Below are 11,325 nucleotides of genomic sequence, written 5' to 3' on the forward strand. Positions count from 1 at the left end.
GGCTATTGCGGCTGCCACGGCTATTACAAAAGTCGCGCAACAATTCGACCAACTCTATTTCGCGAGCCAGCGTGTCGGCGCGTCGGCAGGCAACATCAAAGCCTTCTCCTACGGGGTGAGCCAGCTCGGCGGCACGGCGGCCGGCGCTCAGTCCTCGCTTGAGAACTTCGCCCGGTTCATGAAGATGAACCCTCAGGGTTCCGAAGCGCTATTGAAGCAATACGGCGTGACGACCCGAGACGCCAACGGCCAGCTTCGCGACCGAACCAAGCTTCTCTCTGATCTCGGCAAGAGCCTTAATGGCAAGAGCTTTGCCGTCCGATCCTACATCGGTGAGATGTTTGGGATCGACGAACACACCCTGACGGCGCTCGGCAAGAACGTTGATGTGTTCGCGGATCAGTACCGCGCCTCAATGAAGCGAGCCGGCCTCGACCCAGACAAGGCTGCGGCGGACGGCAACAAGCTCGCGACGACATGGCGCCAGATCGGGGCCGCGATCGACATCATCGGGGCCAAGGTCACGTCCCGACTGTTCGGCACTCAGGACAACGTCTTCAAGGAGTTCTTGGACTTTCTGGACCGCAACGGCGACAAGATTGCCGAGATCATCGAGAAGATCGTCAAGGCGGTGATCGCGCTCGCCACCGCGCTCCTCAAGCTGCTGACCAGCAAGGAGGCGAAGGAATTCCTGGACGGGATCCTGGGCACCCTCGGCAGCGTGGATGAGAAGACGGGCAAGTGGGAAGCCTCTATCGACAGCCTACAGACCGCCCTCAAGGTGTTCGCGGCCTACGTGCTGACGACGTGGGTAGCAAAGCTCCTCCTGGCCTTTCGCCTCGTCGGCGGCGGCTGGGCCGGGCTCCTCGCCAGCTTCGGCATCGGCGGGTTCGCTGGGGCCGGCTTGCTGGCGGGCGCGGGTATCGCAGGCGCCGCGACAGCCGCGCAGCTCCCCGGCCAGGTCGCAAAGGGCAACGTCGATCCTGCGACGGGCGGTGCGCTCGACAGCAACCCCATGGGGGATGTGGGCAAGGAGAACTCCGGCAAGCTCGGACGGCTGTATCGGAAGTACGCCCCCACGTGGCTCGGCGGCCGGAAGCCGAATATGAGGTATGGGGACAAGCCCGGCGTCGGCGGGGGCAGGGCTGCGGGAAGCGGCCAGATACCGGCGCTTCCCGATAACATCCAAATGACAGCGGATGAACGGAATACGCTAGGGCTCATCTTGAAGTACGAGTCCGGCGGACAAAACACAATGAACTATGTGGGTAAAGGTCAGGGTCTTGATCCTGCAACCCCTAAGGGCTATACGGCTCAAGGTTATTTCCAGATGCTCAATAGCAACTGGCGCCGCATCGCCCCGTTGTACGGGATCAAGACCCCGAACGCGATGGCGTCAAGTTTAGAGGATCAAACGAAGGTCGCGCTCCATTTGCTGCGTAATGGAGGTGTTGGCAATTGGGCGAACTACAACCCAAGGCTCAAGGCCGCCTTGGCGCGAGGCGAGACAGCGCCGGTTGGCGGCCTTCTTAGCACGAGCCCTCTTGCCGAGCCGCCCAAAGCCCTCAAGAGACCAATCGGGCAGGCAACCAACATTTCTGATGAGCAGGTCATTGCCGCCGACGATGGTCATTGGGGTCGGACGAACAAGGCGCTTGCCAGCAGTCTTGGGGATAAGGATTTTGCCGCGATGCATGCTAACTTCAGTGCGGCGCCGAACACGAATTACAATCGCAGTTCCAATGTGACCAACTCCCCTACGTTCAACACCACGATTACGGGCGTGAATGAGGTCAACTCGCTCGGCATGACGATCGATCGGAGCAATCGCCGCCTGACCAAGGAATTCTTTGAGCGTGGCGTGCCGCAGGGGGCGAACTGAGTGATGAACAAGCCTCCCGACCGCGTGTTGATGACGATCAAAACCGACACCGAACTATACCGGATGCCGAAGATGAACGCCTTCGACCAGATGTGGTGTCTGAGGGCCGTAGAGCCGATCCTGACGGGCATGACCAGCGCGGCGAAGGCCCGAAAGGCTGGCAACAGCGGGGCCGATCCGCTGCTTGTCGCTTTCCGTGACATGCCGGACGAGGCGCTGGATGGCATCATCCGCCGAGCTCTGCGCCATGCTCACCGCCGCGTGGACGAGGACGAGTGGCGCCCGGTATGGGACGATCAAGCCGACGAACTGATTGAGGGCGAGACGGACCTTCAGGAGCTTTTACAGTCGGTGGCGTTGATCGTCTGGACGACGCTGCAACCGTTCTTTTCCCGCAAGGCGCTTGAGTTCGAGCCGCGTGGGAAGCGCCCGCCGAGCTTCGATGCCGTCGCGCTGCCGGATGGTCTATCCTGGCTCCTCACCCCGGTCCGCCGTGGAATGTGTCGTTACGAAAGTCTCCTCGACGGCACCCTGTCGCTCGCAGACATCGCCCTGATGAACGATCTCATTCAGGCAGAGGGTGAGAACGAAAGCCGGGCCTACAAGGCGGCTGAGGAAGATCGCGCGAGCCGGTAGCGCGCTCTATTTATTTACGGCCTCGCATACCTCGCGTCCGCCTACGTCTTCAGGCTTGGATAGCTTGAAGCTGTCTGCATCTAGGACCGCAACCTGTCTCATGCATCTATCGTCCGGTTGCCAGTATACAACTAGTGCCGTGCTTCTTACGTTATAGAAAAAAACTGGATTTGGGAAATCTTCTCCGCTGAACGGTAATTCTGACACATGGCCGTTTGACACATCCGACAGGTATCCTATGGCGCAACTAGCACCGCAGCCTAATACCACTATCGCATATTTACCTGCAAAATTTGGTCCGGCGCTAATGCCATTATTGATACCAGTCCTGACAAAATTAAATCTCTTGGCCGAACGTTTGTAATCAGGGTATGTCACCTTGCCCTGGTAGATTGAAACAGCAGGGTTTCCTGTTAAAGCATCACTATCGCGCTGTGTTTGTGCAAATGCAGGTGCAGACGCAAATAAGGCCACGCCGAGGACTGCACCTTGAAGGAACCGCCACATCTCACACCTCAGCGTCGCATTAGCCGATGAAGGTATGGGGATCGGTCGCCATCCTGTCGAGGTCGCCGTACAACGATCCGCCATCCATGCCGGAGCCGGTTTACGCTGCCCAACCTGCGACCCTGCCCCTCGGCAGAGCTTTGAACGGTCCCGCAGCCCTGCCGATCACAAGCCTACCCCTCGCCGTAGCCGTGCAATTGCCTCTTCAAGGGGTGAGGCTGAATGCGAAACCGTTTCGCATCTGCGCTCCTCGCCCATAATCACACGGCTTCCGCCTAGGGTTTGCTTTTGGGCGACTTCGGATGCGGGCATGGCCCTGGGGGCGGCGACGTTGGGCGCTGGCGCCCGTTGCTGCTCCGGACGCGGGGATACTGGCCTGCGGGCTGGCGCCGGGGCTCCACGGGCTGCCTGAGCCCGCGAGTTCGCTGCCGTGAAGGCTACGGCGTACTCTTCCCCGAACCGATGCAAGATCGCCCTGCGCTGAAGGCCGCCCTCCGTGCGCTGGTACTTCTTGCCTGCCTCGGGCTCGTACCGCGCCAGGAACCCCACCTCGACGAGGACCGCGAGGGCACCGCGCACCCGGGCTTCGGTAAGCCCCAGATCCTCCCGGCCGGCGATCGCCCGCCTGTCGATCGGAAACGAGTACAGGAGCCGCCTGGGGGCGCTCCAGAACCGGCCGAGCCACGTCGCCAGGGCAAGGCAGGCAGTCGCGTTCTTCCGGCCGCGCAGGGCCGTCTCAAGCCTGTCCGCGACAGAGCGCGGCAAGCGGTAGGCACACGTCATCGTTCGGCCCTCTCGGGCCGCGGGTCAGCATTCGGTTCCGCCGGTCGGGCGGTCCGTCACAGGCAAGCCGAGCCCGTCTCCGAAAGCGTGGCTTTCAGATTGACTCGCACAGCGATTTCGGGGGATGATCCGCCTGTTCTGGATGGATCGGCCCCCTCGGGGCTCTAGACCCTGGTGGCCCTGGCAGGCCTCCGGGGTCTTGCTTTTTCAGGTGGCTGCTGTCGCGGCGGTGATCCTGGTAGCGACTCGCGGGATGCGAGCTGCCTTTAACGGATCATTCGGCACGAAGCGGGGCGGTTCGTCAAACTGTAGCCCGAAAAACAGCGAACCCCGCCGGCCTAGTGGCCTGACGGGGTTGGTTGGGCCGATACGCGACGAGGCCCGATCGCAAGGTATGGGTGGAGGGTTAGCGGACCGTGTGCCTGCCGTCGAACAGGCGCCGCACCTCGGCGACGTCAGGCGGCTCCTCGCATCGCAGCAGCTCGGCGGCCTCGGCGTGGCATTCGAGCCAGAGGCGGGCGAAGTAGACGAACCGCCCGCCTGTACGCTCGAACCCAAGGCGGGAGGCCCGAAGGCTGGCCCGCTCCATTCGGCGGCGGAGATATCGCACCCGAACGCAGAGCCACAGGAAGCGAGCGACCTGGCGGGGTGATAGCCGGGGCTCGGCGGTGGGGATCGCGGTCGGCATCAGCAGCCCGCCAGATAGAGAACGATGAGGGCGGCAGCGGTGATGACGTTGCCTTTCCCGGCTTCGTGGCCCGCCTTGACGAGCACCTGGCGCCGGATGGCCCGGAGGCGCATCAGTCCGAAGGCGACGCCGCGGGGGCTGGCCGAGAGCGAGGGACAGGCGGGCGGTGGTGGCGAGTTTCACGCGCAAATCTCCGGGGTGGTGATTTCGTGGTCGGTGTCAGAGCCGCGCAGCCACACGACTTGCGAGGCGTGGCCCTCGGGGGCGCCTAGGGACGGCTCGTCGTCGGCGCCGTCCTCAAGGTCGGGGTCGCCATCCATCTCGTTGAGGATGGCAATCAGCTTGTCGGCGGTGTCGAGAGCGGCTTGTGCCGCAACCTCGATTTGCTCGCGAAAGGCGGCCTGCTGGTCACGCAGGATGGCGGGCTTGGGGCGAGGGCGGAAGGTGATGACGTTCGCCACGGATCAGGCCTCCGAAGCGTCGTCGGGGCCGGACTTGCCGGCGAGCGCCCAGGCCGGGGCCGAACCCTTGCCCGCCCGCGCCTTCACCGCCTCCCATCGCGCGTCGCTGTCCGGCCCCACCTCGAACCCGGTCCACCCCGGCAGCGGTTCGACGCCAGCGACCGACATCATCGCGCGGGTTGCGGCCACAAGACGCCATTCCTCGGGATGGCGCTGGACGTCCAAGCCGTCTTCCAGCGGCCTGCCGATGATCTCCTCGGCGTAGACGGACAGGGCCAGCGCCAGCGCGCCGAGCCCGGCGAGCGTGGTGGGCGGCGGCAGGTCCATCACCATGTGCCGCGCTAGGTCCCAGCAATGCCCCAGGACTGCGTCATGCGCGCGGCCCTCCGGCGAATTCGCGGGCTTGTCACCGAACGGGTGGGACTCGCGGGTCCAGGCGAAGGCTTGCCGAAGTGCGGGCAGGAGGGCGACGTGTGGATCGGCCGGGCTCGGTGCCGGTGGGACCGTGGGAGCCGTGGCACCCAAACGGGCGGCATCCGCCTCGATTGACCGTGACAGGTCATCAAACGGCTGCTGAAAGCTCCTGACGCTGCACAGGTCCAGAAGCGACACCTTCGCCCGCACACCTTCCATCGTGTGGGCTTGGGTCGAGACGATCCGCGCGAGGACGCGCTTGCGATCCCGTTCGAGCCGAACCCAATCCGGGCAGTCACAGGCATCCGCGGCGCCGGCTGCCGCCAGGGTCTCGTTCTGACTGGCCTCGATGGCGGAAAGCTCTCGGACCAGCGACAGCAAAATGGTGTCCAGGAACTCCCACGTTTCGGCCGGTGCAGCGCCGGCAGCATCCTCCGGGTTCGGGCGGCGGATCGCCTTGGCGGCGGCTGCCTTCAGCGCCGCGGCGCGCTGGCGGAGGCTCGGGCGGTCGGGGTTGCGACGAAGGACGTTGCGCAGGTTGAGGGAGGGCACGGGCGTGCTCCATGGTTGCCGCCGGAGAGGACGGGGCGGATGGGCGGATAGCGATGGGGAGAGGGTAGAGGGCGCCTAGACGATCCAGGCGCGAGAGATGTCGAGCAACAGCGCGTTATCGTGGATGCGCATGTTGCACCTGAATTCCTGCTGAGTGCGGACCATCAGGATTTCGTCGCGCTGTTCTTCGTCTTCCGGTTTCCGGCTTGCAATTTCCCGCTCAAGCCGGTGCATAATCCAGGAAGCGCGATCTTGCTCAAATTCCGCCACTTCGCCAAACTCAGTTAGGCTCTTGGCTTCGCCCGGCTCTTTTTCGAAGCTATAAGGGCGTGCTGTGACGCCCTCCCACGAGAACCTTGCGGCCTGATACGCCTCGAACAAGCTTGACAACTGGAACACGTCGAGGCGCGACAGGTCGATTTGCGCGGCTGAGAACCGTGCAAGGGATCCTTCGCGTTTAGCGAACCCTTCATCGAATGCTTGCTCGAAGCGGAAGGCGAGGACATGCAGGGCGTCGAGCCGCAACTCGCACCGCAGTTGAGCATCTAAGTCCTCGCATGCCGCAGCGTCGAGATTGCCGCACTCGGCGTTGAACCGCCGTTCGTATTCGCTTCGAGCAATCGCGTTCAGGCGCGCCGCTACAAAGGCCAACCCTTCGGCAAAAGGCTTTGTGTGTAGATTACCGTAGTCATCGGCGTAGGTCATCAATCCCGACCGGGGTTCATCTACATGAAATCTCATCGTTACAGCGGCCCCGACGGGTTGGAGGCTGGGCTCCTGTGCCGCCTCCCGGGCGTGCTCGCCGAAGCGGAGGCTCCGGTAGGCCACGGACAGCGGGTGATCCCGTCCGGTCACAACGTGGTCGCCGAGGGCGCCGGATTGCCGCTCGATGACAGCGACGGCATAGGCGACGCGATCGGCATCCGAGCGCAAGGGCGAGTGCAGCAGGGCGCGGAACGCCTCCTCCTCGGCCTGCCGCAGGGCGCTGAGGTCGGGTGTCCAATCCGACCGGGCGATGAGATAGCGGCCATAGGCGAGCTGGTGCGCGTCGATGAGCACGGCGAGGGCCTTGGACGGCTCTCCGGCGCCGATCGGCTTCGGCGGGGTGAACCGGGCGGGCTTGCCCATCACCTTCGCGGCGGAAACCTTCAGTGCGGCGGCGCGCTCACGCAGGGACGGACGGGGCGCGTCGGGGTTGCGGCGGGGGAGCTTCAAAGCGAACGGCATGGCAAGTGATCCTGTGATCTTGATAGCAAGTTGACACGATGGCGGCCTATCGAGGCAGCGGCGGTTAGACGTGCGTGGCGAGACCGATCAGGGCCATACCGCCGCCGATCAGGACGAAGGCGGCCAGGAGGTCGCCGGTGGCGTTCAGGAAGCGCAGGGCGCGGACGTGGGGCGTATCCGGGCGGTTGGCGGAGGCGCCGTGGATGGCGTCCCACTCCTCGGCTTCGTGGGGCTCCTCCACGCCCGGCGGAGGGGCGGGCTCGCGGCGCTGGTAGCCGCGCGAAGTGAAGTAGCTGCGCGCCTCGGGCGACTGCGGGATGATCGGGCGGCGGGGAGCGGAGGACATCGCGCCGGCCTTCACGCTTGGATCTGCGCGCGGGTAATCATCACGGCGAAGCGCTGGAACAGCCACGCCCCGAACGCGCCCTTGTCGAAGTCGGTCGATACCTCGGCGAGGTAGGCTGCGAGCGTGCGCACCTCCTCGGCATTAGCCGGGGTGAGCGCCAGCAGGGCATTGAGGGCGGCCACCTCCTGGTCGCCGGCTCGATCGGCGATGGCGAGCAACAGGCGCTCGTCCGGAGCGCTGTCGGCTTCAGCCTGCACATAGTCGCGCACGGCCTGGTTGACGGCGAGGTTGGCGCTGCGGTGGTCCTCGATTGCAGTGAGGAGCGGGCTCGGGCGGCACGGTGCCGGGAGGGTAAGAACGGCCGTGGGCGGGGCCGGTAGAGCCAAGATCGGAGCCGCTTCCACAGTGGGGAGGGGGCGGGCCGCTGCGGACGCGGATTTCGCGATCGGGGCGACGAAGGCCGCGATGCTCGCCACGAAGGCGCGGCGATGCGGGAGGACGGTCAGCAGGGCGAGCGTCAGCGATACCATGAGCGGGGCTCCTGATTGGAAGTTGTCGGATTGTGGTGGGAAGATGATCCGGGATGCCGTCCCGGGCGGATCAGTGTGCCTTGCGGCGACAACTAGGAATTACGAGGCGAACCCGTTGTTGAGCGCCCACCGGGGGTGGTCACCCTCCGGGCCGTACAGGTCGGGGAACAGCGACCACAGCCGATCGTCCATCCGGTTGAGGAGATCGTTCGCCACGTCGCTCGCTTGTCCACGAAGCGCCTCGTCGTGGAACTGGTCGGCATCGGCCATGCCGTCGCCGTGGATGTACTGCGCGAGGTGCATGGTGATGATGGCCGCGCCGATCTCGGCCTGCGCCTCGGGGGAGAGGAGGTGCCACGCCTCGGTCGGGGTGAAGGGCAGCGGCAGGCGGGCCCAGAACGCAGCGTGGTCGGGCAGGCGGTTGGCGTCGCCGTCGCGCAGGGCCGGCGCGGCCTCGGCGGCGGCCTCGCGCTCCCAGATCGGGCGGCGCGGCGGGCGGGCAGTGAAAGCGGCGGAGGCAAGGGCGTGCATGGCGAGCGGTCCTTAGTGGGCGCGGGCGGTACGGGCGGCCTTGGCAAGCTGCCAGGTGGCCTTGAGGGTGACGGACAGCGCCTCGCCCCAGGTCGAGCCGGTGCGGCCCTGGTGGACGCGGGCGGCGGCGACGGCGGCGGCCATGATCGCGGCCTTGTCGTAGGCGCCAGCGACGACGAGCGGGCGGCGCTTGGCGGAGGTGGCGCGGATGAGACCCTGAGCGGCAAGGAGGCCAGCGGGCCGCTTGGCGCGATCCGCCTGGATCTCTTTCATCGCGGTAGCCCAGTAGAGGGAACGGGTGGCGGACATCGGCTTAGCCTCTGGGCAGCGCTTCCAATTGGTGCGCCCATGAGCTAAACTAGATCGTGGCTGACCCCCTGTCAACCAATTTGGATCACAGGGGATCTAAAATGGATCACCGGCAGACAATGCTCACGGGCGCGCAAATCCGGATGGCGAGGGGGCTGCTGCGATGGTCCGTAAAGGACCTAGCGGAGCATTCCGGTGTATCGACCGCAACCATTAAACGAATGGAAGATGTTGACGGCGTCCCTAAGTCAATTGCCGACAATCTCTCTAAAATACAAACCGTTTTAGAGAAAAACGGCATTCAACTCATTCCCGAGAACGGCGGCGGTGCGGGGATCCGCTTCCGCAACCGGGCGGATGGAACGCGAGATGAGCACTGAGGACGCTGCGGCGTGGCTTCGTCGCATCGCCATCCACGAAGCGGGGCACGCCGTCATCGGCCGCGCCGTGACCATGGCATGCGGAGGCGCCACCATCGTGCCGGACGATAGCCTTGGCCGGGACGGGTCGGCCGGGCACGCCGTCGTCGCCAGCGCCGATGCGACTTGGCGGGCATGGGAGGAGCGGGAGAAGTTCCGAGGATACGCCTCGACCGTGCGCGGGCGCATCATCACCGTCCAATCTGGACGTGAGGCGGAAGCGGAGATCCTGGGGCCGCCGTTCGCCTCGGATGACGATGACGACGATCACCGGGTGGCGGCGGCCCTAGCCGAGGATCTGGACATCCGGACGGACGACGAGCCCGCTGCCCTCGCCCGCCTCCGCCGAGCCGCCCGCCAGCTCGTGCGCCGGCACCGCGCCGACATCGAGACGATCGCCGGGATGCTGATGGAGCGCGGCACCCTCACAGGCGAGGAGATCGACGCCGCGTTGCCGCCCGGGTTCATGGCCCTGCCGGTGACATGGCCGCCAGCCTGACGGCGGCCTAACACCAAGCGTTCAAGACGGAAAGCTATCAAGCCGTCGCGCCGTCTAGGCGCCTTGCGGGCGTGCCATCGAGCTAGGTACGCCCGTAGCGGCGGAGCACGTCTCGGATTGCCTCCTCGGCGAGTGCCTGGGCGGTCGTGTCGTTGTCGAGCGCGATTTGCCGGAGTGCCTTCCTCTCGGCCGTCGTCATGCGCACGATGATCTGCACGCGGCCGTCCGAGCCCTTGGCCTTGGCGCCCTCGGCGGCGGGCTCGGTGGCTTCGGCGGGCGCTGCCGGCTCTGCCCCTTGCACCTTGCGGGACAGCCGGTCCGACAGGCTGGTTAGCTTCGGTCGTTCGTTCGCCATGTCCCTACCTCTGAAGCCAGCCCTGCACCTCGCGCCAAAGCGCCAGCATCTCGGCTGCCGCTCGGCCCTCGGGCTCGTATTCGTTCACAGTCTGCCCGCCGATCACGGCATGGCTCATTGCGACCCGCTGCGAGACCACGGCCTCGGCGACGGTCGCGCCCATCTTCGTCAGGGTCTCGCGTGCCTCCGCCACGATCGCGGGCTCTGACGCGCCTGTGCGGGGCGGGGCGTGGTTGATGATGGCGAGCGGCGTCTTGCCGACGCGCTGCGCCAGGTCGAGCGTCGTCGCCACCGCCGCGAGGTCGAACGGCCCCGGCCTAGTCGGCACGAGCACGATGTCAGCGGCGCGCATCGCCTCCGAAATTGAATTCTCGGCGTGGGGCGGCGTGTCGATGATGGCGAAGGCGACACCCTCACCTTGAGCCGCCGGGAGGATCGTCGCCAGCTCGCGCGCCTCGCATTCGACCAGAGCGGGCGTGTCCGTGGCTCGAAGCTGCCACCACCAGGCAAGGGACCGCTGCGGATCCGTGTCGAATAGCAGGACGGGCTTGCTGCCCTCGGCCGCGATGACGCTTAGGTGCGTCGCAAGCGTGGTCTTGCCCACCCCGCCTTTGCGGGCCGCTATCGTGATGGTTCGCACGGAAGCCGTCTCGCTAGGTGGAAGTCAGGACGCCGAGCATTCGGGACGGCTGGTTAACACGGCGTCTCCGCATCTCGCCACCTCGACGGCCCGGCGGCTCGATGCCTCGACAGCGAGCCGGACAGGCGTCATGCCTTCCTGATGCCTAGGCGTTGATCCGTCTGGATAACTCGACGGTTTGATAGCAAGACGTCTTGCGCGCGAGATAGGATATGCGTAACTTTCGATAAGAGTTATTCTCGAAAGTTTCAGGCGAGTGCGGTCGCGGGGTCGGTGATGAAACAAAGCCCAGGCTATCATTCATCCGCAGGCGCCGACGTGGTAAGCTCGCCTCGCTTTGCGGGTAGGTTGCCGGCGCTGTCGTCCTCGCAGGAGGGTGGCCGCGCCGGCGCTTCGCCCTCGTGCTCTCCTGACGCTGATGTGATATCGTCCTATCGCTTGGTCGGGGGGTTGCCGGCACGGGGTCGTGCCTTGCGGGATGATCGTGCCGGCGCCTCGCCCGCCGATCGCCCATGCTTCCCTAACGGTGATGTGGTATCGTCTCCC

General features: G+C 65.4%; 14 protein-coding genes and 1 pseudogene. 4 read left to right on the forward strand and 11 right to left on the reverse strand.

Features of this window, described 5'->3' with window-relative positions:
- A pseudogene (locus HPY23_RS26625) lies at window positions 1–1,882 on the forward strand (hypothetical protein); the annotation flags it as partial.
- A gap of 3 nt (window positions 1,883–1,885) precedes the next feature.
- Window positions 1,886–2,518: a DUF6889 family protein gene (locus HPY23_RS26630; protein ID WP_200602020.1), complete on the forward strand. Its 633-nt coding sequence runs from the start codon at window positions 1,886–1,888 to the stop codon at window positions 2,516–2,518.
- 6 nt (window positions 2,519–2,524) lie between these two features.
- Here the strand turns inward: HPY23_RS26630 and HPY23_RS26635 are convergent, their stop codons facing one another.
- The 9 genes from HPY23_RS26635 to HPY23_RS26675 all read right to left on the reverse strand — a co-directional run bounded on the left by HPY23_RS26635 (window position 2,525) and on the right by HPY23_RS26675 (window position 8,866).
- Entirely contained in the window at window positions 2,525–3,025 is a 501-nt protein-coding gene (locus HPY23_RS26635) for a hypothetical protein (protein WP_200602008.1), read from the reverse strand.
- Between the two features lie 1,189 nt (window positions 3,026–4,214).
- Entirely contained in the window at window positions 4,215–4,496 is a 282-nt protein-coding gene (locus tag HPY23_RS26640; RefSeq protein WP_200647362.1) for a hypothetical protein, read from the reverse strand.
- Window positions 4,497–4,675: 179 nt separating this feature from the next.
- Complete coding sequence (locus HPY23_RS26645) at window positions 4,676–4,957, reverse strand: hypothetical protein (protein ID WP_200602009.1); 282 nt, start codon at window positions 4,955–4,957, stop codon at window positions 4,676–4,678.
- A gap of 3 nt (window positions 4,958–4,960) precedes the next feature.
- Entirely contained in the window at window positions 4,961–5,923 is a 963-nt protein-coding gene (locus HPY23_RS26650; RefSeq protein WP_200602010.1) for a hypothetical protein, read from the reverse strand.
- A gap of 75 nt (window positions 5,924–5,998) precedes the next feature.
- Window positions 5,999–7,150, reverse strand: a complete 1,152-nt coding sequence (locus tag HPY23_RS26655; protein WP_200602011.1) for a hypothetical protein — start codon at window positions 7,148–7,150, stop codon at window positions 5,999–6,001.
- A gap of 64 nt (window positions 7,151–7,214) precedes the next feature.
- Entirely contained in the window at window positions 7,215–7,496 is a 282-nt protein-coding gene (locus HPY23_RS26660; protein WP_200602012.1) for a hypothetical protein, read from the reverse strand.
- Between the two features lie 11 nt (window positions 7,497–7,507).
- Window positions 7,508–8,026, reverse strand: a complete 519-nt coding sequence (locus tag HPY23_RS26665; RefSeq protein WP_200602013.1) for a hypothetical protein — start codon at window positions 8,024–8,026, stop codon at window positions 7,508–7,510.
- A 99-nt stretch (window positions 8,027–8,125) separates the two neighbouring features.
- Entirely contained in the window at window positions 8,126–8,557 is a 432-nt protein-coding gene (locus HPY23_RS26670) for a hypothetical protein (RefSeq protein WP_200602014.1), read from the reverse strand.
- Window positions 8,558–8,569: 12 nt separating this feature from the next.
- Entirely contained in the window at window positions 8,570–8,866 is a 297-nt protein-coding gene (locus tag HPY23_RS26675) for a hypothetical protein (protein ID WP_200602015.1), read from the reverse strand.
- A gap of 101 nt (window positions 8,867–8,967) precedes the next feature.
- Here HPY23_RS26675 and HPY23_RS26680 point away from each other — a divergent pair, with 101 nt between their 5' ends.
- Complete coding sequence (locus tag HPY23_RS26680) at window positions 8,968–9,246, forward strand: helix-turn-helix domain-containing protein (RefSeq protein WP_236012903.1); 279 nt, start codon at window positions 8,968–8,970, stop codon at window positions 9,244–9,246.
- On the forward strand, window positions 9,236–9,784 hold the full coding sequence (locus HPY23_RS26685; RefSeq protein WP_200602016.1) for a hypothetical protein: 549 nt from the start codon (window positions 9,236–9,238) through the stop codon (window positions 9,782–9,784). The genes HPY23_RS26680 and HPY23_RS26685 overlap by 11 nt, the downstream gene beginning before the upstream one ends.
- Window positions 9,785–9,866: 82 nt before the next feature.
- Here the strand turns inward: HPY23_RS26685 and HPY23_RS26690 are convergent, their stop codons facing one another.
- Both HPY23_RS26690 and HPY23_RS26695 read right to left on the reverse strand, forming a co-directional pair.
- Entirely contained in the window at window positions 9,867–10,139 is a 273-nt protein-coding gene (locus tag HPY23_RS26690; protein WP_200602017.1) for a ribbon-helix-helix domain-containing protein, read from the reverse strand.
- A 4-nt stretch (window positions 10,140–10,143) separates the two neighbouring features.
- Window positions 10,144–10,779 carry an AAA family ATPase gene (locus HPY23_RS26695; protein ID WP_200602018.1) on the reverse strand — a complete coding sequence of 212 codons (636 nt, stop codon included), beginning with the start codon at window positions 10,777–10,779 and terminating at the stop codon, window positions 10,144–10,146.
- Window positions 10,780–11,325 lie beyond the last annotated feature (546 nt).

It is taken from the genome of Methylobacterium ajmalii, from assembly GCF_016613415.1.
GTDB classification, from domain to species: Bacteria; Pseudomonadota; Alphaproteobacteria; order Rhizobiales; family Beijerinckiaceae; genus Methylobacterium; species Methylobacterium ajmalii.

Bases quoted from the DNA above. Each gene is read 5' to 3' on its own strand.
- HPY23_RS26670 (WP_200602014.1), bottom strand. From the start codon at position 8,557: ATGCACGCCCTTGCCTCCGCCGCTTTCACTGCCCGCCCGCCGCGCCGC.
- HPY23_RS26660 (WP_200602012.1), bottom strand. From the start codon at position 7,496: ATGTCCTCCGCTCCCCGCCGCCCGATCATCCCGCAGTCGCCCGAGGCG.
- HPY23_RS26630 (WP_200602020.1), top strand. From the start codon at position 1,886: ATGAACAAGCCTCCCGACCGCGTGTTGATGACGATCAAAACCGACACC.
- HPY23_RS26665 (WP_200602013.1), bottom strand. From the start codon at position 8,026: ATGGTATCGCTGACGCTCGCCCTGCTGACCGTCCTCCCGCATCGCCGC.
- HPY23_RS26675 (WP_200602015.1), bottom strand. From the start codon at position 8,866: ATGTCCGCCACCCGTTCCCTCTACTGGGCTACCGCGATGAAAGAGATC.
- HPY23_RS26690 (WP_200602017.1), bottom strand. From the start codon at position 10,139: ATGGCGAACGAACGACCGAAGCTAACCAGCCTGTCGGACCGGCTGTCC.
- HPY23_RS26655 (WP_200602011.1), bottom strand. From the start codon at position 7,150: ATGCCGTTCGCTTTGAAGCTCCCCCGCCGCAACCCCGACGCGCCCCGT.
- HPY23_RS26640 (WP_200647362.1), bottom strand. From the start codon at position 4,496: ATGCCGACCGCGATCCCCACCGCCGAGCCCCGGCTATCACCCCGCCAG.
- HPY23_RS26680 (WP_236012903.1), top strand. From the start codon at position 8,968: ATGGATCACCGGCAGACAATGCTCACGGGCGCGCAAATCCGGATGGCG.
- HPY23_RS26635 (WP_200602008.1), bottom strand. From the start codon at position 3,025: ATGTGGCGGTTCCTTCAAGGTGCAGTCCTCGGCGTGGCCTTATTTGCG.
- HPY23_RS26685 (WP_200602016.1), top strand. From the start codon at position 9,236: ATGAGCACTGAGGACGCTGCGGCGTGGCTTCGTCGCATCGCCATCCAC.